At 58.9% G+C, this 21,010-nt stretch carries 17 protein-coding genes; 12 read left to right on the top strand and 5 right to left on the bottom strand.

Annotation, left to right across the window (positions count from 1 at the left end):
* Window positions 1–120: 120 nt before the first annotated feature.
* Window positions 121–705, bottom strand: a complete 585-nt coding sequence (gene nudE / locus KSP9073_RS12135) for an ADP compounds hydrolase NudE (protein ID WP_108843209.1) — start codon at window positions 703–705, stop codon at window positions 121–123.
* A 179-nt stretch (window positions 706–884) separates the two neighbouring features.
* Here nudE and KSP9073_RS12140 point away from each other — a divergent pair, with 179 nt between their 5' ends.
* The 6 genes from KSP9073_RS12140 to KSP9073_RS12165 all read left to right on the top strand — a co-directional run bounded on the left by KSP9073_RS12140 (window position 885) and on the right by KSP9073_RS12165 (window position 8,984).
* Window positions 885–1,277 carry an RNA-binding S4 domain-containing protein gene (locus KSP9073_RS12140; protein WP_108843210.1) on the top strand — a complete coding sequence of 131 codons (393 nt, stop codon included), beginning with the start codon at window positions 885–887 and terminating at the stop codon, window positions 1,275–1,277.
* A gap of 82 nt (window positions 1,278–1,359) precedes the next feature.
* The gene (gene hslO / locus KSP9073_RS12145) at window positions 1,360–2,247 is read left to right on the top strand and encodes an Hsp33 family molecular chaperone HslO (RefSeq protein WP_108843211.1); all 888 of its coding nucleotides are present in this window, start codon (window positions 1,360–1,362) and stop codon (window positions 2,245–2,247) included.
* A 238-nt stretch (window positions 2,248–2,485) separates the two neighbouring features.
* Window positions 2,486–4,036, top strand: a complete 1,551-nt coding sequence (locus KSP9073_RS12150; protein ID WP_108843212.1) for a phosphoenolpyruvate carboxykinase — start codon at window positions 2,486–2,488, stop codon at window positions 4,034–4,036.
* Window positions 4,037–4,236: 200 nt separating this feature from the next.
* Complete coding sequence (locus KSP9073_RS12155; protein ID WP_108843213.1) at window positions 4,237–6,597, top strand: Tex family protein; 2,361 nt, start codon at window positions 4,237–4,239, stop codon at window positions 6,595–6,597.
* 169 nt (window positions 6,598–6,766) lie between these two features.
* Window positions 6,767–8,422 carry a glutamate--cysteine ligase gene (gene gshA / locus KSP9073_RS12160; RefSeq protein ID WP_108843214.1) on the top strand — a complete coding sequence of 552 codons (1,656 nt, stop codon included), beginning with the start codon at window positions 6,767–6,769 and terminating at the stop codon, window positions 8,420–8,422.
* 34 nt (window positions 8,423–8,456) lie between these two features.
* A complete protein-coding gene (locus tag KSP9073_RS12165; RefSeq protein WP_108843215.1) occupies window positions 8,457–8,984 on the top strand; it encodes a disulfide bond formation protein B in 528 nt (175 codons plus the stop codon).
* 85 nt (window positions 8,985–9,069) lie between these two features.
* On the opposite strand, the gene KSP9073_RS12170 is transcribed toward KSP9073_RS12165, so the two are convergent.
* Complete coding sequence (locus KSP9073_RS12170) at window positions 9,070–10,539, bottom strand: FAD-dependent oxidoreductase (protein ID WP_108843216.1); 1,470 nt, start codon at window positions 10,537–10,539, stop codon at window positions 9,070–9,072.
* A 244-nt stretch (window positions 10,540–10,783) separates the two neighbouring features.
* Window positions 10,784–11,464, bottom strand: coding sequence for a histidinol-phosphatase (locus KSP9073_RS12175; protein ID WP_108843420.1), 681 nt, complete (start codon window positions 11,462–11,464; stop codon window positions 10,784–10,786).
* A 174-nt stretch (window positions 11,465–11,638) separates the two neighbouring features.
* Here KSP9073_RS12175 and KSP9073_RS12180 point away from each other — a divergent pair, with 174 nt between their 5' ends.
* The 3 genes from KSP9073_RS12180 (at window position 11,639) to KSP9073_RS12190 (ending at window position 15,740) form a co-directional block, all read left to right on the top strand.
* Window positions 11,639–12,139, top strand: a complete 501-nt coding sequence (locus tag KSP9073_RS12180) for an RNA pyrophosphohydrolase (protein ID WP_108843217.1) — start codon at window positions 11,639–11,641, stop codon at window positions 12,137–12,139.
* A gap of 79 nt (window positions 12,140–12,218) precedes the next feature.
* On the top strand, window positions 12,219–14,480 hold the full coding sequence (gene ptsP / locus KSP9073_RS12185; RefSeq protein ID WP_108843218.1) for a phosphoenolpyruvate--protein phosphotransferase: 2,262 nt from the start codon (window positions 12,219–12,221) through the stop codon (window positions 14,478–14,480).
* 225 nt (window positions 14,481–14,705) lie between these two features.
* Window positions 14,706–15,740 (top strand): acyltransferase family protein, encoded by a 1,035-nt coding sequence (locus KSP9073_RS12190; RefSeq protein WP_108843219.1) that lies wholly within the window; start codon window positions 14,706–14,708, stop codon window positions 15,738–15,740.
* A gap of 36 nt (window positions 15,741–15,776) precedes the next feature.
* On the opposite strand, the gene KSP9073_RS12195 is transcribed toward KSP9073_RS12190, so the two are convergent.
* Both KSP9073_RS12195 and KSP9073_RS12200 read right to left on the bottom strand, forming a co-directional pair.
* Window positions 15,777–17,126, bottom strand: coding sequence for a sigma-54-dependent transcriptional regulator (locus KSP9073_RS12195; RefSeq protein WP_108843220.1), 1,350 nt, complete (start codon window positions 17,124–17,126; stop codon window positions 15,777–15,779).
* Complete coding sequence (locus KSP9073_RS12200) at window positions 17,123–18,661, bottom strand: sensor histidine kinase (protein WP_108843221.1); 1,539 nt, start codon at window positions 18,659–18,661, stop codon at window positions 17,123–17,125. The genes KSP9073_RS12195 and KSP9073_RS12200 overlap by 4 nt, the downstream gene beginning before the upstream one ends.
* Window positions 18,662–18,835: 174 nt before the next feature.
* On the opposite strand from KSP9073_RS12200, the gene lgt reads away from it, so the two are divergent.
* The 3 genes from lgt to KSP9073_RS12215 are packed head-to-tail and all read left to right on the top strand — an operon-like array spanning window position 18,836 to window position 20,995.
* Window positions 18,836–19,639, top strand: a complete 804-nt coding sequence (gene lgt, locus KSP9073_RS12205; protein WP_108843222.1) for a prolipoprotein diacylglyceryl transferase — start codon at window positions 18,836–18,838, stop codon at window positions 19,637–19,639.
* A 13-nt stretch (window positions 19,640–19,652) separates the two neighbouring features.
* Entirely contained in the window at window positions 19,653–20,447 is a 795-nt protein-coding gene (locus tag KSP9073_RS12210) for a thymidylate synthase (protein WP_108843223.1), read from the top strand.
* A gap of 20 nt (window positions 20,448–20,467) precedes the next feature.
* Entirely contained in the window at window positions 20,468–20,995 is a 528-nt protein-coding gene (locus tag KSP9073_RS12215) for a dihydrofolate reductase (RefSeq protein ID WP_243409228.1), read from the top strand.
* The last annotated feature ends 15 nt before the right edge of the window (window positions 20,996–21,010 follow it).

The following is a 21,010-nucleotide window of genomic DNA, read 5'->3' on the forward strand; positions in this document are numbered from 1 at the left end:
GAATGCAGTCACTGCATTGATCCTGATTTGAAAGGGCCCGGCCGCGTTAGCGGCCGGGCCCTTTTCCTTGGCGTCAATGATAATAAAGCAGGAAAAGGCCGAGCCGGTCAGGATCCTGGGTTACCAGAACATGGGATCGGGCGACTCCTGCCTTTCACGAAGCCGTTCTCTGGCAATAAACAGGGCCGCAATGGCGCGTCCTTCATGAAAATCGCCACGTGTGAGCAGGGCGCCAATGTCTTCGATGGCATGCTTTTCGACAATCAGAGGCTCGGGTTCATCACCGGGCAACTGTTCTTCGTAAAGCTGGGTGGCCATGACAACATGAATGCGGTGGGTCATGTAATTGGGCGCCAGCGTCAGTTCGATAAGCGGCTCGATCACGTGCGCGCCATAGCCGCACTCTTCACGAAGTTCGCGATTGGCGGCCGTAATAATGTCCTCGCCCGGATCGATCACGCCCTTGGGGAGTGTCAGGGCATAGTCTTCGATGCCGACGGCGTACTCCTGAATCAGAAGCACATGATCCGGGTCCGGCATCGCCACGATCATGACGGCCCCTGCGCCCTGTCCGTTGCTGGTCAGACGCTCGAAGGTGCGCTGTTCGCCGTTGGAAAATTCAAGCTCCAGCGCTTCAACTGCAAAAAGCCGGCTCTGGGCGATGCTGCGCCGCCGTCCGATTTCAGGCTTTTTTGATGGGGACATGTCTCTACCTCCGGATGCTTCAAAAGACGGGAGCGGCGAATCCGATGCGATCTCGATGCCTGTGCTACACATTATCGCATTGTATTGTGGGCAGCATCTTTCTGACCCTGCCATCACAGGGCTTGAGAGCATGGCTTTTGCCCCCATATTGACTTTCAGAAACGGTGTGGAGACATGGCATGAGCGAACAGGTTCGACTCGATAAATGGCTCTGGGCAGCCCGGTTTTTCAAGACTCGTGGGATGGCGCAAAAGGCCATTGATGGTGGCAAGGTTCATTACAACGGCGCGCGCACCAAGGTCAGCAAGATTGTTGAACCCGGGGCGCTGCTGGCGCTACCGCAGGGATGGGACCGCGTTGAGGTGGAAATCATCGACGTCAGCGACAAGCGGCGCGGGGCTTCCGAGGCTCAGGCGCTTTACCGTGAGACACCGGCAAGCATCGAACGTCGTACCCGCGAAGCTGAAATTCGCCGCATGGACAAGAGCATGCAGCCCCCGAAGGGGCGCCCGGACCGTCGGGCCCGTCGCGATATTCAGAATTTTCAGCGTCACCAGCACGATGACTCCTAGCCCTTGTACGGTGCTCTGGTAAACGGGTCCTTTATGGCCATGCCTGCCGCGCCGATCCCCCTTTTTCCTTATTGAGCGACTCATGGATCATATTCAACGCTTTATTTTTGATGACACCAACGTCCGTGGTGAGTTGGTCAAGGCAGACGACACCTGTCTGGACATCATCAATCGCCACGGCTATCCCGATGTGGTCAACCGTCAGCTCAGTGAAATGCTGGCGGCCGTGGCGCTTTTGACCGCGACCATTAAACTCGATGGCGTTCTGACCCTGGAGGTCAAGGGCAATGGCCCGGTCAGCCTTTTGATGGCGGAGTCCAACCCCGGCCATGGCGACAATGGCCAGCGGCTGCGGGCGATTGCTCGTTTTGCCGAGGATCAGCCGTTGCCGGATGAAGGTGCCACCCTTCGGGCGCTGGTCGGGGAAGGCCACATCGTCATGACGCTGGATCCGCATGAGGGACAGCGCTATCAGGGCATTGTTGCGCTGGAAGCGGACTCCCTGGCGCAATGTCTTGAAAGCTATTTCGAGCGTTCCGAGCAGTTGCCCAGCCGGCTGTGGCTGTCTGCTTCAAAAGAGCATGCTGCCGGGCTGATGCTTCAAAAGCTTCCTGAAGATGACAGCCTCACGGATGAAGACGCCTGGCCGCGACTCAATATGCTGGCCGATACCCTCAAGTCTGAAGAGCTTTTGGAGCTGCCGGCGCGTGAGGTTCTGGTGCGTCTGTTTCATGAAGAGCAGATCCGGGTCTTTGAACCTGATCAAATCGGCTTTGGCTGCACCTGTTCCCGCGAGCGTTTTGCAAGCGCCCTGCATCAGCTGGGTGCCGAGGAATTGCGCTCGGTGGTCAAAGAGCAGGGTGAATTGAGTACGACCTGTCACTTCTGTAACACGGACTACGTATTCACCGCCGCAGATATCGAGGCCTTGATTGAATCGCCTGATGCCCCCTCGCCAACGCTGCATTGAAAATCGTCTATTCCGGGCCGGCGCGTTGTGCCTGTTTTAAAGGTGCGGCGCGCTGTGCCTTTGTGCGTCATGCCACCGTGATACATTCTCCCCTTGAAGCGATCTGGTCATAATACGCTTTACCGTATGCCCGACGTTGCATCAGGCAGCATCAGGTCAGACGGGAATATAACGCGAGAGGCAGATAGCAAGTGCCCATCCGCTTAACGAGAGAGAACGGCTTATGCCCGGGATAGACATGACAACGAATATGCGTACCCCTCGTATCAATGCCAGTGCTGCAGAGCTTGTCGAATATGCCATCGCGCGTGGCGAAGCAAGGCTTGCCGCCAATGGCGCGCTGGTTGCAGAAACCGGACGTCGTACCGGCCGCTCGCCTGTTGATCGCTACATTGTCGATGAGCCCTCCACCAGTCACGAGATCGACTGGGGGCGCGTCAATCGGCCCTTTTCCGGCGAGCATTTCGATGCGCTATGGGAGCGGGTCGAGGAGTTTCTGGCCGATAAGGGCGCCTTCGAGACCGAGCTGCATGTCGGGGCGGATCCCGAGCATTATCTGCCGATTCGTGTCATGGCCCAGTATGCCTGGCATACCCTTTTTGCACGCAATCTCTTCGTGCGAGCGCAGCCATTCAATCCGCGCGACAAGGGTGAATGGCAGATCATGAGCGCGCCGGAGTTTGTCTGTCAGCCCGAGCGTGACCATACCCATTCCGACGGTACGGTCATTATCAATTTTGCCCGTCGTCGCGTGCTGATTGCTGGCATGCACTACGCCGGTGAGATGAAAAAGGCGATGTTCACGGTGCAGAATTTTCTGCTGCCGGAAAAGGACGTGCTGCCCATGCACTGCAGCGCCAACGTGGGTGACAATGGTGAAACCACGCTCTTTTTCGGGCTTTCTGGCACGGGCAAGACCACGCTTTCTGCCGACCCGTCACGCTATTTGATCGGTGATGACGAGCATGGCTGGGGTGAGGGGACTGTCTTCAATCTCGAAGGCGGCTGTTATGCCAAAACCGTTGATCTAAGCGAAAAAAATGAGCCCATCATCTATCGAGCCATTCGCTTTCCGGCAGTGCTTGAAAACGTCGTGCTCGATGACGACCGCTCGCCTGTCTACGACGATGCCTCGCTGACCCAGAATGCCCGGGCCGCCTATCCGCTGGAGCACGTCGACAAGCGGACCGTCGACAATCGGGCCGGCGAGCCGAGTGCCATTGTCTTTTTGACCTGTGACATGAGCGGCGTACTGCCACCGGTCTCGATTTTGTCACGCGAGGCAGCGGCCTATCATTTTCTCTCCGGGTATACCGCGCGAGTCGGGTCGACCGAGATCGGCGCCGGCAGCGCTCTGGAGGCCACGTTCTCTACCTGTTTTGGCGCGCCGTTTTTCCCCCGTCCGGCGCATGAGTATGCCGAGCTTTTGATCAAGCGTATCGAGGCTTTCGATTCGCGGGTCTATCTGGTCAATACAGGCTGGACCGGCGGTGCCTACGGGCAGAGCGGAGAGCGGTTCAGCATCCCCACCACCCGCGCCATCATCAGTGCCATACAAAGTGGCGCGCTCAAGGATGCCGAGACGGCCACACTGCCCGGACTCAATCTGTCGGTGCCACTGGCCGTGGCGGGCGTGGATGCCACCCTGCTGGACCCGCGCAAGGCATGGCAGGATCAGGCGGCCTTCGAGGAGCATTCGCGGCTTCTGATCGAGAAATTTATAGATAATTTCAGCCGTTTTGACGGTGTGGATGAGGCCATTACCCAGGCCGGGCCGCGCCTGGTTTGAAGGACGTCCGGTTTAAAACGCGTCTGGCTTGAATATAGCCTCGGGTACCTCTCGCCCCTCCTGCTGATATGCAGACCCGCATGGCGACAGCTTTCGAGCTGTCGCCATTTTTTTACAGAGGCTGACCTGATTCAGGCGTTATCCCGTCGGTTCATGGTTTGTGATACCCTGGCGCCCTGTTCGGAAGGGAAGGCGTTTTCATGACACAGATTTCTTCAATGGCCACGCGTCTGGCGGCAGAGCTTGGTGCAGCGCCCGGTGCGGCGGCGGTTCGTCCTGCCCAGATCGAGGCCACCATCGCCCTGCTCGATGAAGGGGCCACCGTGCCATTCATCTCGCGCTATCGAAAGGAAGCCACCGGCGGCCTTGACGATAGCCAGCTACGCCTTCTTGAAACCCGGCTGCGTTATCTTCGCGAGCTCGATGAGCGCCGCGAAACGGTACTGTCCTCGATCGAGGAGCAGGGCAAGCTCGATGACGCGCTGCGGGCCAATATTCTGGCGGCTGATACCAAGCAGCGACTGGAAGACCTGTATCTTCCTTACCGAAAAAAACGGCGCACCAAGGCGCAGATCGCTCGAGAGGCAGGACTCGAGCCGCTGGCCGATGCGCTGTTGAACGATCCCTCACTGGTGCCCGAAGCGCTGGCGACCGATTATCTTGACGAGGCGCAGGGCATTACGGATGCCCGCGCTGCCCTGGATGGTGCCCGGCAGATTCTGATGGAGCGCTTTGCCGAGTCCCCGGCGCTGGTCGGCCGGCTGCGGGAGCGGCTGTGGCAGGAGGCCGAGCTGGTGTCCACGATGCTCGCCGGTCAGGAAAATAGCGGGGCCAAGTTCTCGGACTATTTTGATCATCGTGAAAAACTCTCCAGAACGCCTTCGCATCGGGCGCTGGCCATGTTTCGTGGCCGCCAGGAGGGGGTGCTGGGTCTGGCCCTCAAGCTGCCCGATGAAGATGAGGCCCCCGTTCATCCCTGCGAAGTCGAGATCGCGCGCGAGTTTGGTATCAGTGACCATGCCCGGCCTGCCGATCGCTGGCTGAAGGAGGTGGTGCGCTGGACCTGGCGGGTCAAGCTTTATACGCATCTGGAAACCGAGCTGCTGGGTCAGCTGCGTGAACAGGCAGAAGCTACAGCCATTGGTGTGTTTGCCGATAATCTGAAGGACCTGCTGCTGGCAGCGCCTGCTGGCGCACGCGCCACGCTGGGGCTTGATCCGGGCCTTCGTACCGGCGTCAAGGTGGCAGTGGTGGATGCCACCGGCAAGGTGGTCGATCACACGGCCATTTATCCCCATGCCCCGCGCAACCAGTGGGAAGCCTCGCTGGTCACGCTGACCGGGCTGTGTAAAAAACATGATGTCGGGCTGGTGGCCATTGGTAACGGCACGGCCAGTCGTGAAACCGACCGGCTGGCCGCCGACCTGCTGGATCGGCTCAAGGGGCAGGACATTGCCCGGGTCATGGTCAGCGAGGCCGGCGCCTCGGTGTATTCTGCCTCCGAGTTCGCCTCGCGCGAGCTACCAGAGCTGGACGTCACCATCCGCGGCGCCGTGTCGATCGCTCGACGGCTGCAGGACCCGCTGGCCGAGCTGGTCAAGATCGATCCGAAATCGATTGGCGTGGGCCAGTATCAGCACGACGTTTCACAGCTGATGCTGGCGCGCTCGCTGGACGCCGTGGTCGAGGACTGTGTCAATGCTGTAGGGGTGGATCTCAATACGGCCTCTTCGGCGCTGCTGGCGCGCGTGTCGGGGCTTAACAATACCTTGGCTGACAATATCGTCGCCTGGCGTGACCGTCATGGCGCCTTTGACAATCGTCGCCAGATTCTTGAAGTCACCCGTCTGGGGCCCAAGACCTTTGAGCAGTGCGCGGGCTTTTTGCGTATCAACGGCGGCAGCAATGCGCTGGACGCATCGGCCGTTCATCCCGAGGCCTATCCGCTGGCAGAACGCATCGCAAAAGCCGGGCGCCGCAACCTGCAGACGCTGATCGGCGATAGCGATTTTCTGCGCGGTGTTCGCGCGGCGGAGTACGTCGATGAGCGCTTCGGTCTGCCGACGGTGAGCGATCTATTAAAGGAGCTGCAAAAGCCCGGTCGTGATCCGCGCCCCGAGTTTCGTGCCGCACAGTTTCAGGAAGGCGTCGAGAAGGTCAGCGATCTGGTCGCCGGGATGGTGCTGGAAGGCGTCATCACCAATGTGACGCATTTTGGCGCCTTCGTGGACGTTGGTGTCCATCAGGATGGTCTGGTGCATATTTCGGCACTGTCGCACCAGTTCGTGCAGGACCCGCGCTCGGTGGTCAAGGCCGGTGACGTGGTCAGGGTCAAGGTCATGAGCGTCGATCTGGCGCGCCAGCGTATTGCGTTGTCCATGCGCCTTGATGATACCCCGGAGGCCGAGCAGGGCAGCAGGACAGAAGGGGCCGGACGCCGTGAGCAGGGCAGACCTCAAAAGCGCCGCAGTGAGGCCGCCTCCTCACCGGAGCCGATTGGTGCGCTGGGAGCGGCACTGCTCAAGGCGGGTGCCGGCAAGCCACGCGATCGAAACCGTTAACACGTTGACATGATAAACTCGTTAGCATGCACACTTTGGCGCTTGAAAGGGCCGAGTCGCGCTTCATAATGAGCACACTATTGGCAGATGCCGACGCCTGACTGATGCAGTGTCAGCAGGTGTTGGTCGACGAAAACAGTTCCGGAGCCTGTCCCGGCCACCTGCCGGCATGCGCGCAACAAGGTTACTGCGCGCGGGCTCCCGCAAGAGAAGGTGTTCAACCTTGTCCGAGCAATTCACTCGCCGCATCGATGGATTGAGCGCACCGGCGCAGCAGGGCCTTTTTGGCCGCATTCGCCGGGGCATTGAAAAGGAAGGGCTGCGCGTGGATTCTCGGGGGCATATCGTGTCAACGCCCCATCCGCATGCTCTGGGCTCAAAGCTGACCCACCCCTACATCACGACCGATTATTCCGAGTCGCTGCTGGAGTACATCACGCCGGTATTCTCCCGGCCATCGGATGCGCTCGCCTTTCTGGGAGACCTGCATCGCTACAGCTATCGCTATCTGGGCCAGGAGCTCATCTGGCCTTCTAGCATGCCAGCTGAGCTCGATGGCAACGATAGCGTGCCGATTGCCGATTACGGCAATTCCAACGTGGGTACCATGAAGCGGGTGTACCGTAACGGTCTGGATATGCGCTACGGGCGCATCATGCAGTCGATTGCCGGTATTCACTACAATTTCTCACTGCCCGATGAGCTCTGGACGCATCTGCAGGACATTGACGGTCAGCAGGCGGTGTCGGCTCAGGCGTTTCGCTCGCGCGGTTATTTTGACCTGATTCGCAACTTCCGGCGTAACAGCTGGGTGCTGATGTATCTGTTTGGCGCCTCCCCCGCCGTGGATCGCAGCTTTCTTGAAGGACGTGATGCCGGACTGCTGCCCCATGGTGAGCAAACGGAGCTTTCGGATACGGCGTCCACGCTTCGCATGAGCGATCTGGGCTATCAGAACAAGGTGCAGTCGCAGCTGCGCATCTGTTTCAACTCGCTTGAAAACTACATTGGCACCCTGCGCCATGCCATTGTGACGCCATGGCCTGCCTATGAGCGCGAAGGCGTTGAAGTGGATGGGCAGTGGCGTCAGCTCAATGCCAACATGCTGCAGATTGAAAACGAGTATTACAGCGATATTCGTCCCAAGCGTGTGGCGCGCCACGATGAAACGCCGACTCAGGCCATGGAGTCACGTGGCGTTGAATACATTGAAGTGCGCTGCCTGGACCTCAACCCGTTTACGCCGTTGGGCATCGATGAGCAGCAGATCCACTTTATCGACACGTTCCTGGTCTGGTGTCTTTTGTCGCCCAGCCCCTGGATCAATGATGAAGAGTGTGACCGCCTCGATGACAATCGGGCACACGTGGTTCGTGGTGGGCGTGATGCGTCACTGATGTTGTCCTTCGCCCACGGTGATCGCCCCCTGCACGAGTGCCTGGAGGAAATTTTTGAGGCCATGGCACCTATCGCCGAACTGATGGACAGCGCTGATGACAGCGCCTCCCATCAAAAGGCCCTGGCCGAGCTGCGTACGTTGATTCATCACCCCGAGAAGACGCCGGCCGGGCGCATGCATCAGCAGATGCGGGAAAGCGGTAGCGATTTTGTAACCTGGTCGCTGGAACGTGCCCGTGAACATGCGCAATGGTTTGCGCAGACGCCGATGGATCAGGCACGCGACACACTGCTTGATCAGCTGGTGGAAACCTCCCATCAGCAGCAGCGTGAAACGGAAGAGGGCGACGATGTTGATTTTTCGACCTTTATGCGGCGTTATTTCGAACATGCGCGTCAATTGAAGGTCAATAATGGCGCTCAATAATGAAATGACAACGTAAAATCGGTGGGAATCACGCATGACGAATCTGTTGAATCGGTCAGCACGCCAATGGTGTCTTGTTGGCAGCGTCTTTTGTATTGCCATGCTGGCCTTCGCGCTGGTGCTGCAATATGGCTTCGGGCTTGAGCCCTGTCCGCTGTGTACCTTTCAGCGGGTAGCCGTGCTGGCGGCGCTGGTGCCGCTGATCATTGGCGCGCTGCATAATCCCCGAGGATGGGGTGGCAGCCTTTATGGTCTGCTGGCGTTGATCGGTGCCGGCGCGGGCATCTTTCTGGCCGGTCGACATGTCTGGTTGCAGCATCTTCCCGCAGATCAGGTACCCAGCTGTGGACCTGGGCTGGATTACATGATGGAAGTGCTGCCGCTGAAAAGCGTGATTTCGACCGTGTTGAGCTCGTCGGGAGAGTGCGCCGACATTAAAGGCAGCTTTCTGGGGGTGTCCCTGCCCGCATGGACGCTGGTCGGATTCGTTGTGCTGGCCCTGATCACGATCGGCCTGATCTTGAGTGCCCTCAAGCGCCAGCGTTTGAACGTCAGCGCCTGATCACCCCGTATCGACAGCAGTGTGGTCAACACAAAAAAGGCACCCTTGGGTGCCTTTTTTGATGCCAGCGGTGGCTTGCCGACCCTCAGGCGCCGGGGCCAACGCTTTTATTCTCTTTTTCCTTTTGCTGCTCGGCATCAAGATCTTCACCGTGAGATGACTTCTCGGGCGACATCTGCGGGGCTTCATCAAGCCCACGCAGTTCGACTTCACCCATCAGCAGGTCGCCCTCGAAGGTTTCCTTGTCGATGTTAAAGCCCAGAAATTTCTGCGCCAGATACAGGTCCTTCTCGGCGTTGCCCAGACAGCTGGTACCACCGGGTGAGGGGGTCATGTTGAACACGATGCCGGTACCCGGATCGATCTTGGCTTCGCCCATGACCAGCTTTTTGGCCGTCTTGTCGATTAGCTGTGGGCGCACCCCACCAAAACCCTTGGCAAACGTCACATCCTCGGCACGAAGGCTTGGCACGATGCTCTTGATGCTCTGGTGGAAGAGCCTTTCGCGCAGTATTGGCACTTCATACATGAAGTTCTTGAACACGTAGTTGCGAATATCGCGAACCTTGAGCAGATCCCAGAAGACCTTCGCCACGCTACCATCGAAGCGGAAAACGCGCAGAAATTCCGTAAAGGTCTTGCTGTTATAGCGCTCAAGCAGCGGCAGCATCAGAGCGGTGGGGCCAAAGCGGGTTTTGTCCTCCACCAGTACGTCCGGGTCACCGTGCACTGCTGCAAAGGGCAGGTTTTCATTCTGAATGGTGTAGACCTTGCCGTTGAGCACCTTGGGCGTGAAATAAAACGACCCGGCCATCGGCAGGCAGGACTTGTCCAGACCGTAGCCCATCTGGTGGGCAAACAGCAGTGAGTGACCGCCGGCGGCGACCACGACATAGCGAGCCTGCAGGGTGCCCTTGTTGGGCGTGGTGACCTTGAAAAGGTCGCCTTCCTTTTCGATCTTGTGAACCGGCGTGGAAAGATGCAGGTCGCAGGTCATGCCCTTTTTCTCGGCATCCTGCTCGGCATATTTCACAAAGGCTTCGGACAGCGTGGTGTAGTTGACGGCCGTGTATTCATCGGACGAGCCCAGCGCCAGAATCTTTTCCGCGGGGTCTCGACCTTCCACCACCTTCGGCTCCTGAGCGGCGATATCGTCGCGCTCCAGAAGACGCATGTTCGGGAAAAGTTCACGGAAGGTGTCAAAGCGCTTGCGCAAAAAATCACACTGCTTGTCGCCAACGCCCAGCACCATCTTGGGGTAGCGATAGATGATGTTGTCGCGCTCTGCGGCGGCCAGCTTGGTGCCGAAATTGATGACCATGCCGGCGGTGCGCTTGGTCGTGCGCGCCTTGTCCAGCGTGTAGTTGGTCTCGATATCGCCGCAGTGAATGGTCTGACTGTTGTTGCGACCATGCGAATTGACGATGGCAACCTTGTCATACTTCTCGATCAGACCGATGGCGTTCACATCGGTATATCGAGCCAGTTCATACAAAAGGGCAGTGCCTGATACGCCGCCACCCACGATAAGGACATCATACGTCGTTGCTGCCATGGCTTCTCACGCTCGGTTTGATGCGAGATTTGCGTCCTGATCCATCATCCTGACATGACACGGGGCATTACACACCGAGGGATCATGGTCACGGATGGGTCGATGACAAACAGGACGCGCTGGGTCGAACGGCACTTTCATGGTCTGGCCGGAGGGCGGACCCCGATCGGGGAGGGCGCTTGTCGATGCCCGTCCGGTTCAACCAATGGTGTCAAAGTGACACACTCCGCGATGGATATATTGATTATAGGGAATCACGCCGTTCGTCGCGATCCCGCAGGGTAATGATTTGCCAGTGCCGCTGTCTGGCGAGGTCGGCCAGTACCGGGTCCGGGTCGACGGCCACGGGGTTGTCGACCCGTTCAAGCAGTGGCAGATCGTTTTGAGAGTCGCTGTAGAAAAAGGCACCCTCAAGCGAGACGTCATGCGCCTTGATCCAGTGTTCCAGGCGAGTGATCTTGCCCTCGCGAAAACTCGGGATGCCCACCACGCGCCCTGTGTAGCGACCCCCCTCCATCTCGGGCTCCACGGCGATCAGGTGCTCAACGCCCAGTCTTTTTGCGATGGGGCCGGTAATGAAGCGGTTGGTGGCCGTAATGATCAAAATCAGATCACCGCGGGCACGGTGCTGCTCCAGCAGCGCTTCGCCCATGGGCAAAATGATGGGATCGATACGATCTTTCATGAAGCGGCGGTGCAGCTCGTCAAGCTCTGCCAGGCTGTGGCGGGTCAGCGGTTCGAGTGCAAAGGCCAGATATTCGTGGATATCCAGCGTGCCGGCATCGTAGGCGCGATGGAAGCGATCATTTTCACGACGGAAATGATCACGATCGACAATGCCCTGTTCAACCAGAAAATCGTTCCAGGCGTGATCGCTGTCGCCGCCAAGCAGTGTGTTGTCGAGATCGAAAATGGCCAGCGTCAAGGGCAAGGCTCCCATCAAGAGCAAGGGTCAGTTTGTTTAATTTCATTATTACAAAGATGACCACGCTTTAATATGCGCACGCAACAACTCGCATCTGCCTGCGCGCAGCATATTGATGCGCTTTCGCGCTTTGTGGAAGAATGCCTGTAATCTATTTTCAAAAGGTGGCAAGTCGTGATCGATCCCGACGGTTTCCGGCCCAACGTTGGCATCATTATTGCCAACTGCGGTGGTCAGGTGCTGTGGGCACGACGGGTAGGACAGAATGCATGGCAATTTCCACAGGGTGGGATCAAGGAAGATGAGACACCTCATGACGCCTTGTATCGAGAACTGAAAGAGGAGATCGGCCTGCATCCCGATGACGTCGATATACTGGCCTGTACGCGTGGCTGGCTAAGATATCGACTGCCAAAGGGACTGATTCGCACCCATTCGCGTCCGCTTTGCATTGGCCAGAAGCAAAAGTGGTTCCTGTTGCGCATGCGATGTCAGGAATCAAGCATTTGTGTGGATACCACGCCCAAGCCCGAGTTTGACGGCTGGCGATGGGTCAGTTACTGGTATCCTCTGGGTCAGGTAGTGTCTTTCAAGCGTGACGTCTATCGGCGCGCCCTGCGAGAGCTGGCGCCGCGTTTGCCAAAAGAGAGCTCGGTGGATGCGGCCGGCCAATAGCGGCCATTGACGTGTCCGTTCGTCTGCTGTGTACAGGCGAGCGGGCATGGCAGATATACAGGGATGAAAATATAACGCCATGCTCGAAATTCTTCGCCGCATCGTTCAGGAGGTTAATGGCGCCCGCAGCCTGGATGCGGCGCTGTCGATCATTGTGCGGCGCATACGCAAGGCCATGCAGACCGACGTTTGCTCGGTGTACCTGCGCGATGACGAGCGTGACTGCTTCATTTTGATGGACACCATCGGTCTGAATGCCTCGGCCATCGGTCAGGTCACCCTGAAGCCGGGGGAAGGGCTGGTGGGTCTTGTCGGTCAGCGCGAAGAGCCTCTCAATATCGAGGAGGCGCCGTCGCACTCCCATTTTCGCTACTTCGCTGAAACCGGTGAGGAGCGCTATTCAAGCTTTCTTGGCGTGCCCATCATTCATCAGCGTCGCGTGCTGGGCGTGCTGGTCGTACAGCAGCGCGAAAAGCGCCAGTTCGGCGAGGGTGAAGAAGCCTTTCTGATCACCATGGCGGCCCAGTTGGCCGGCGTGCTGGTGCATGCCCTGTCAACCGGTGCGCTGGCGCGACTGAGCGACACCGGCACCCAGGCCCTTCTCAACGGCATTGCGGCGGCGCCCGGCATGGCCATCGGGGAGGCTTTTGTGGTGGTGCCGTCGGCCAATCTGGAGGCCGTGCCCGAGCGCGTGCCCGATGATATCGAGGCCGAGGTCCTCCGACTGCGTGAGGCCATCGACTGCGTGCGTCACGATATCCGCCAGGCGGCGGAGCGGCTGGCCAGTCGCATCTCGGCGCAGGAGCAGGCGCTGTTTGATGTCTACCAGCAGATGCTGGGGGACGCGGCACTGGGCAATGAGGTCGAAAAGCGAATTCGTGAAGGCCAGTGGGCGCCCTATGCGCTGTCGCGGGTGGTGCAGCGCCACGTCAATTATCTTGAGCGCGTGGATGATAACTATCTGCGCGAGCGCGCCGCGGACATTCGTGATCTGGGGCGTCGCGTTCTGGCGCATCTACAAAAGGACAGCAACGCCCGCAAGCCGGTCTATCCCGAGCGCACCATTTTGGTCGGTGATGAAATCAGCGCCGCACAGCTGGGTGAAATTCCGCGTGAAAAGCTGGCGGGCCTGGTAGCGCTGCGCGGCTCGAGTACCTCTCACGTGGCGATTCTGGCGCGGGCCATGGGGATTCCGGCCGTAATGGGCATGAACGATCTGCCCATTTCCCGGCTGGCCGGTACGCCCATGATCGTTGATGGCTATCGAGGTCGGCTGATCCTGCGCCCGCAGCCCGACCTGCTGGTGCGCTATGAGAGCATGATCGAGGAGGAAAAAGCGCTTACCTCGATGCTCGAAAGCGAGCAGTCGCTGCCGAGTGAAACCAGCGACGGGTTTCGTATTCGGTTGATGATCAATACCGGATTGGCCGTGGAGATGAGCGGCTCGCCTGCGGCGCGCATTGATGGTGTAGGGCTTTATCGCACCGAAGTGCCTTTCATGATGCATCAGCGCTTTCCCAGTGAAAAAGAGCAGACGCGGATCTATCGCGAGCAGCTTCAGGGGTTTGCGCCCCTGCCTGTGGTCATGCGAACGCTCGATATCGGCGGCGACAAGTCGCTGCCCTATTTCCCCATCGAGGAAGACAATCCGTTTCTGGGCTGGCGTGGCATTCGGGTGACGCTGGATCACCCTGAAGTGCTGATGGTGCAGCTGCGGGCCATGCTCAGAGCCGCCGAGGGACTGGATAATCTTCGTATTCTGTTGCCCATGATCACCAGTGTTGAAGAGGTCGATACGGTCTCTCGCCTGCTGGATCGCGCCATACAGGAGATGCGTGATGATGGCGTGCAGATCGAGCGTCCGCTACTGGGGGTGATGCTTGAAGTGCCCGCGGTGATCTATCAGCTGGAGGCACTCGCCTCGCGCGTTGATTTTTTCTCGGTGGGCAGCAACGACCTGATCCAGTATCTGCTGGCCGTGGACCGCAACAACGCGCGTGTCTCCGCGCTTTATGATGCCCTTCAGCCGGCAGTGCTCAGGGCGCTGGATCATATCGCTCGTGAAAGCCGGCGGCTGAATGTGTCTGCCTCGGTGTGTGGCGAGCTGGCAGGAGACCCGATAGGCGCGCTGTTATTGATGGGCATGGGCTATCGGGTACTGTCGATGAACGCCCCCAATCTTTCACGCGTGCGCGCCGCAATACGTCGCGTGTCGATGGAAGGGGCGCAGGGTCTGGTCAGCGACGTGCTGGCGCTGCACTCCCTGACCGAGACGCGTGAGCTGGTTTATCAGCGCATGAAGGAGTGGGAGCTGGCCCATCTGCTGCCGCCACGGGACTGATTCAGGCGCCCGGACGTGTCATTTTGACCCCTGCCCATCGTGTGTCGTGGCGACCCATGTGTCGTCATGACACAGTCCCCCTGCCTGCTCGGCATTGCCTGTTACTGACTTTCTTCATAAAAGCATATGTAAAACAGTGGCTTGAATTTTTTTACCATGGTGGTCAAGACTGGCATGGTCGTTGCTTTTGTCTGAGGCAATGACGTCAACAGACAGTGGCTGACCATGGTTAAAAAACTTGAATGGATTAATGTCCTGAAAGGCCTCGGCATCATGATGGTGGTGTACGCCCACATGACGTCCGGGTTTGTGCGGGATTTTTTCTTTTTGTTTCACATGCCGCTTTTTTTCATCATTGCCGGTTATCTCTTCAGGCCCTGCGCCGATCTCAAGGCGTATCTCGGCCGCAAGAGCCTGCACCTGCTGGTGCCTTACGGCTTTTTCATGGCGCTTTTGTACGCCCCGTCCCTTTATCAGGCAGCGGGTGATGAAAAGGCACTTTCCAGTGCGCTGCTGGCGATGGTACTGGGCGGGCGGGATCTGGAATCGGGGCTGTCGCCATTCTGGTTCGTGACCTGTTTCTGGGCCACGCAGCAACTGGTCAATGTGCTGATGACGCGGCTGTCATTGCGCACCACCGGCGGCGTCATGCTGGGCATGCTGTGTCTTGCCATGGCGAACCAGTATGGTTTCAGAGAGCTCTGGCTGATCGGCAATCTCAACGTGGTTCTGATGGCCGCGCCCTGCTTTTATCTGGGGCATCTGGTGGCGCATTACCGGATTGATGTCGAAAGGCCGCGCGTATTGCTGCTGACTGCAGGGATTGGCGTACTGTCGATGTGGTGCGTTCACGCTGATCCACATTTCACGATGGACATGAAATATGCCGATTACGGAGTGCCGGTGTTGAGCCTTCTGGGGGCGGTTGCCATGACGCTGGTGTTAATGGCGCTGTCGCGACAGCTGGCGCGCCTGCCGCTCGTTGCCCCCCTTGTGGGGCTGGTGGGAGAAGCCTCCATGGTGATCATGTTTGTGCACCTGGGCATTCAGGTCACGCTCGATCAGCACGGCATGGTAGAGGCGCTGGCGCCGCGCTGGTGCCTGATGGTGACCTTGCCGGTGCTGATGTATCTGCTGGTGCGCCATAACGGCTGGACAAGGCTGCTGTGTCTGGGGGACCCCACGGTGTTGTCCGAACGGCGCGCCCGCCGACATGAGCAGCGTCAGAACGGGTATGCGCTGGCGTCCAATCAATACTGAGAGGATGTTCTGGTATGCGGATGGAATAATGGCAGGTCAGGGGGACTCCCGATCTTCCAGACGACGATAGAGCGTCTTGCGGCCGATCCCCAGAATGTCGGCGGCACGGCGCTTGTTGCCATCCACGGCGTCAAGCACGCGCTGAATGTAGCGCTGCTCCATCTGCTCAAGACTGAGCCACTCCTGGGTCCTGGCGTCATGGCCTTCGAAAGTGGCGGCCGCCTGGCGAAAGCGTTCAGGGAAGTCATCGGGTTCAAGGATATCTGCCTGTGCCAGGGTGACGGCGCGTAGAATGGCGTTGTCCAGCTCCCTGACATTGCCGGGAAAGGGATAGGCCCACAGCAATGACAGGGCCGAAGGCGACAGCGTCATGGGGCGTCGTCCCTGCTCCCGACGGTAGCGGTCAATGAAGTGCTCTGCCAGCAGGGGGATGTCATCGGGGCGCTCACGCAGGGGCGGCAGTGTCAGACTGAAGGTCTCGAGTCGATAAAACAGGTCCTCGCGAAAAAGCCCTGCCTCGATGCGCTCCGCGAGCGCGCGGTTGGTAGCCGCCACGATGCGGATATCGATCTGCTGCTCCTCTTCACTGCCCACGGGCCTGACGCAATGGGTTTGCAGAACGCGCAGCAGCTTGACCTGCAGGGCCGGCGGCATGTCGCCAACCTCATCAAGAAACAGCGTTCCGCCATGGGCCTGCTGAAACAGGCCGCGGCGATGGGCAATGGCCCCTGTAAAGGCGCCCTTGACGTGGCCAAAGCACTCACTTTCCATGACATCCGGGGCGATACTGGCACAGTTGACGGCCACAAAGGGACCTTCCCTGCGAGGGCCTTCCCGATGCAGGGCATGCGCCAGCAATTCCTTGCCGGTACCGCTTTCTCCCAGAATCAGAACGGCGGCCTGCTGGGCAGCGAGCCGGCGCGCCTGCTCAAAAAGGGCAGACATGGCGGGCGTGCAGCTGGAGAGCTCGTCCAGATGAAAGGTCTCGCGATGCTCACCGTCCTGCTGGCGATTTTGCAGCACGCGTCGTTGGCTCAGCCGGGCGACGCTGGCGCGCACCTGATCAAGATCCAGTGGCTTGGTCAAAAAATCGTCGGCGCCGCGCTGCAGGGCATCCACGGCCTGTTCGATGCTGCCAAAGGCGGTAATGATGATCACGGCGGGCCGGTCGGGCTGCTGTGCCAGTGACGCCAGCAGCGCCATGCCATCCATGCCCGGCAGGCGGATATCGCTGATGATGACGTCAAACCTGGTGGTTTCAGACAGCATCAAGGCCTGTTCGGCGCTGTCGACACCGGTGACGATATGGCCGGCTTCCTCGAGCTCCTCGGTAAGGAGTTCGAGAATGGCCTCATCATCCTCGACAATCAGGATCTGATCAGTCATGGCCGTAATTTCCGTGACATGGCATCCTCGATGTGGTCCGTGGTTTCCATCCTGTCGCTATCAGGCGCTGTGTCCTCGGGCGTGATGGCGTCCGGCGGCAACAGGGTTTCGGCGGGCAGGGTGATCACGAAGGCAGCACCGCCCATTGAACTTTCTTCCAGCGTGATGTGGCCGCCGTGATCTTCCACCACGCGGTGTACGATCGTCAGGCCCATGCCGCTTCCCTTGCCGGCGCCGCGGGTGGTGTAGAAGGGGTCAAAGATCTGACTGCGGTGTCCTTCGTCAATGCCCGGCCCGTTATCCTCAAGGCGCATTACCACGCCGGTGGCTGAATAGTGCGCTGAAATAGCCACGTCATCACCGCCGGCCTGAAAGGCATTCTTGATCAGATTATCCAGCAGTTGCTGGAAGCGCTGTCGATCCACGGTAATGGCATCCCCTGGGGGGAGATGTAGCACAAGTCGTGGATGCGCCTTTTCAAGATGCAGGGCATCGCGGGCCAGCCGCTCGGCCTCATGGATCATCTCTCCCAGGGAGCATTGCCCTGGATGCAGCGTGTGGCGACGACCCATGTCCATCAGCTGGCGGATGGTGGCCTCCATGCGCCGGGTTTCGTGGCGGATTCGCGTCAGGCGCTGGCGGGCGTCATCGGGTAGATCATCGCGGCGCTGCAAACGTTGAACCTGTCCATCAATGACCGTGAGCGGTGAGCCAAGTTCATGGGCTACCCCTGCGGCCAGTACGCCAATTTCTGCCAGTCGTCGGGATTTCTTCAGGCTGCGCTCCAGTGCAAGCTGCTGCTGTTGCTGCGCGCGGACCTCCTGTTCCTTATGAGCCACGGCGTCGAGCATGGCATTGAACGCCTCCCCCAGTTCGCGAAATTCCCGAGCGCCTCCGGGCGTCATGCGGTGCAGGCGATTACCGCCCTGAACGGCCTTCATGCTGCAATAGAGGCGGTTGACCGGGCGGTTCACATAGCGGCGAAAGCCCCACCACACCATCAGCACGACCAGAATGCCGACAATAGCAGCCAGCAGCAGGGCCACGGTGGTCATGAGACTCATGTAGCGCTCGATGCCGGTGGTCAGCCGGTTGATCTGCAAAATGCCCAGCACGTCACCCTGAGCGTTCGTCATCGGCAGCAGATAGGTATAGAAGCTTTGTCCGCTCTGCTGTGAATAGCCTTCTGCTTCTTTGGCCGTACTGATCGCCTTTTGCAACATGGCCGTGTTCTGCAGGCCGCCGGCGAGGCCGACGCCGGCAATCTGCTGACCCGATGTCGACAGGACAAAGGCGCCATAGAGTCTTGAGAGTGAAAAGGTGGTGCTCAAGCCTTCCTGCAGGGCCTGCGGGTCATGATGGGAAAGCGCCCGGGTCAGAGGCAGGCGTAGCCCATGGGCAATCAGTCGCACCTCTTCCTGCTGGCGCTTTTGCATGTTGTCTTCCAGTACCCAGAGCGCCACGGCACTGAACGTGACCAGCGTGAGCAGCAGGGGACAAATGATGGTCAGCAATATGGTGGTGCGCAGTCTCATAACGGGCCCCTGGTCGTCAGGCGGCTACCTTAACGCGCCCGACACGGGCAGACGAGCATTGGCGTAAAGGCGCGAGGCCTGATGGCTTCATGGTAGACTCGCCGCTGTCGTTGGCATCCCCCGAAAAGGGGCGGTGTTGTCGGGTCTGATAGGCTCCTGTGCAGGGAAGGTTGCATGTTTCATCATCCGCAGTTTGATCCGGTAGCGGTCTCGCTTGGACCGTTGGCCATTCACTGGTATGGCCTGATGTATGTGGTGGGGTTTGTTGGCGCCTGGTGGCTGTCCCGCGTGCGTGCGGCGCGGCTTGGGCTGACAAAAGATCAGGTCGGCGACATCATCTTTTATGGCGCCCTGGGCGTCGTGCTGGGCGGGCGTATCGGATACGCGATTTTTTACGGCTGGGAGCAGGTTCTGGCCAACCCGCTCTGGATCTTCAAGGTCTGGGAAGGCGGCATGAGCTTTCATGGCGGCCTGATCGGCGTGCTCATCGCGTCACTGCTTTATGCGCGACGACATCAGCTGACCTTTTTTCAGCTCACCGACTTTATTGCACCGATGGTGCCCATCGGTCTGGGTGCCGGGCGACTGGGCAACTTCATCAATCAGGAGCTTCCCGGACGGGTAACGGATGTGGCCTGGGGCATGGTGTATCCACTGTATGGCCCCGAGCCGCGTCATCCTTCCGAGCTCTATGAGTTCGCCCTTGAGGGTGTCGTGCTTTTTTGCATTCTCTGGAGCGTCTCGCAAACGCCGCGTCGGCGCGGGCTGATCTCGGGACTGTTTCTGATCTGCTATGGCGCCTTTCGCTTTTTTGTCGAGTTTTTCCGCCGGCCCGACCCGCAGCTTGGCTTTATCGCCTTCGACTGGCTGACCATGGGTCAGCTGCTGTGCGTTCCCATGCTGCTTCTGGGCGCGGTGCTGGTAGTCTGGTCGCGTCGTCAAAACGTTGACGACGCGCGTTCTTCTTCACAGGTATAAACGGTTCAAGTACATGCAGCCCTATCTCGAACTCATGCAGCAGGTGCTCGATCATGGCGTGGAAAAGCATGATCGTACGGGCGTGGGGACGCGCGCCATTTTTGGCCATCAGATGCGTTTTGATCTCTCACAGGGCTTTCCGCTGCTGACCACCAAGAAGCTGCATCTGCGCTCGATCATTCACGAGCTTCTCTGGTTTTTAAGCGGCGATACCAACATTGGTTATCTCAAGGACAATGGTGTTTCGATCTGGGATGCCTGGGCCGATGATGACGGCGAGCTGGGCCCGGTCTACGGCTACCAGTGGCGCAGCTGGCCCTCGCCCAAAGGCGGGGAAGTGGATCAGATCAGCCGGGTCATCGAGCAGATCAGGACCAATCCCGATTCGCGGCGCCTGATTGTCTCGGCCTGGAATCCGGCGCTGGTCGATGAGATGGCGTTGCCGCCCTGTCATGCGCTTTTTCAGTTCTTTGTGGCGGATGGCAAACTCTCATGCCAGCTTTATCAGCGCAGTGGCGATATCTTTCTGGGAGTACCGTTTAATATCGCAAGCTATGCGCTGTTGACCCACATGGTGGCTCAGGTGTGTGATCTGGCACCGGGGGAATTCATCCATACGCTGGGTGATGCGCATCTCTACAGCAATCACATGGAGCAGGCGCGCCTTCAGTTAACGCGTGCCACAAGGCCACGGCCGACGCTCAGGCTCAATCCTGACGTGAAGGACATTTTTGCCTTCCGCTTTGAAGACATCGCCATCGACGACTATGACCCCCACCCGCACATTCGCGCCCAGGTGGCCGTCTAATGCGACCGGAGAGTGAGAGCATGCAGGAAACACTGGTCCCCATTGCCATGATTGCGGCGGTTTCACGCAATCGTGTGATCGGCGTTGAGGGCAAGCTGCCCTGGTATTTGCCCGAGGATCTGAAGTTTTTCAAGGCAGTCACATTGCACAAGCCGGTGGTGATGGGACGCGCTACCTTTGCCTCCATTGGCAAGGCGCTACCCAACCGTCTCAATATTGTGGTGACACGCGATACGAGCTTTGAGCATCCCGGCGTACGGGTATGCCATGATCTGGAAAGCGCGCTGGCGCTGGCAGACGATCAGGCCATGATTGAAGGCAATGAGGAGATCATGGTCATCGGGGGGGGCGAGATTTATCAGCAGGCACTGTCTTGCGCTTCCCGACTTTATCTGACAGAAATTGATGTCGAGGTGGAAGGGGATACCCATTTCCCTTCGCTGGATGAGCACTGGCAGGAAGTGGAGCGGGTAGCAGGCTCGCCCACTGAGGGGCAGCCCGGCTACGACTTTGTGCGCTATGAAAGAAACGACGCTGCACAGGCCTGATACTGGCTTGCCGGA

The organism is Kushneria phyllosphaerae (genome assembly GCF_900312995.1).
Taxonomy (GTDB): Bacteria; Pseudomonadota; Gammaproteobacteria; order Pseudomonadales; family Halomonadaceae; genus Kushneria; species Kushneria phyllosphaerae.

Excerpts from the sequence above, each read along its gene's own strand:
- gshA (WP_108843214.1), top strand. The coding sequence starts at position 6,767 with ATGCGCGCAACAAGGTTACTGCGCGCGGGCTCCCGCAAGAGAAGGTGT.
- KSP9073_RS12215 (WP_243409228.1), top strand. The coding sequence starts at position 20,468 with ATGCAGGAAACACTGGTCCCCATTGCCATGATTGCGGCGGTTTCACGC.
- KSP9073_RS12195 (WP_108843220.1), bottom strand. The coding sequence starts at position 17,126 with ATGACTGATCAGATCCTGATTGTCGAGGATGATGAGGCCATTCTCGAA.
- KSP9073_RS12200 (WP_108843221.1), bottom strand. The coding sequence starts at position 18,661 with ATGAGACTGCGCACCACCATATTGCTGACCATCATTTGTCCCCTGCTG.
- lgt (WP_108843222.1), top strand. The coding sequence starts at position 18,836 with ATGTTTCATCATCCGCAGTTTGATCCGGTAGCGGTCTCGCTTGGACCG.
- hslO (WP_108843211.1), top strand. The coding sequence starts at position 1,360 with ATGGATCATATTCAACGCTTTATTTTTGATGACACCAACGTCCGTGGT.
- KSP9073_RS12150 (WP_108843212.1), top strand. The coding sequence starts at position 2,486 with ATGACAACGAATATGCGTACCCCTCGTATCAATGCCAGTGCTGCAGAG.
- KSP9073_RS12140 (WP_108843210.1), top strand. The coding sequence starts at position 885 with ATGAGCGAACAGGTTCGACTCGATAAATGGCTCTGGGCAGCCCGGTTT.
- KSP9073_RS12165 (WP_108843215.1), top strand. The coding sequence starts at position 8,457 with ATGACGAATCTGTTGAATCGGTCAGCACGCCAATGGTGTCTTGTTGGC.
- KSP9073_RS12190 (WP_108843219.1), top strand. The coding sequence starts at position 14,706 with ATGGTTAAAAAACTTGAATGGATTAATGTCCTGAAAGGCCTCGGCATC.
- KSP9073_RS12210 (WP_108843223.1), top strand. The coding sequence starts at position 19,653 with ATGCAGCCCTATCTCGAACTCATGCAGCAGGTGCTCGATCATGGCGTG.
- KSP9073_RS12155 (WP_108843213.1), top strand. The coding sequence starts at position 4,237 with ATGACACAGATTTCTTCAATGGCCACGCGTCTGGCGGCAGAGCTTGGT.
- KSP9073_RS12170 (WP_108843216.1), bottom strand. The coding sequence starts at position 10,539 with ATGGCAGCAACGACGTATGATGTCCTTATCGTGGGTGGCGGCGTATCA.
- ptsP (WP_108843218.1), top strand. The coding sequence starts at position 12,219 with ATGCTCGAAATTCTTCGCCGCATCGTTCAGGAGGTTAATGGCGCCCGC.
- nudE (WP_108843209.1), bottom strand. The coding sequence starts at position 705 with ATGTCCCCATCAAAAAAGCCTGAAATCGGACGGCGGCGCAGCATCGCC.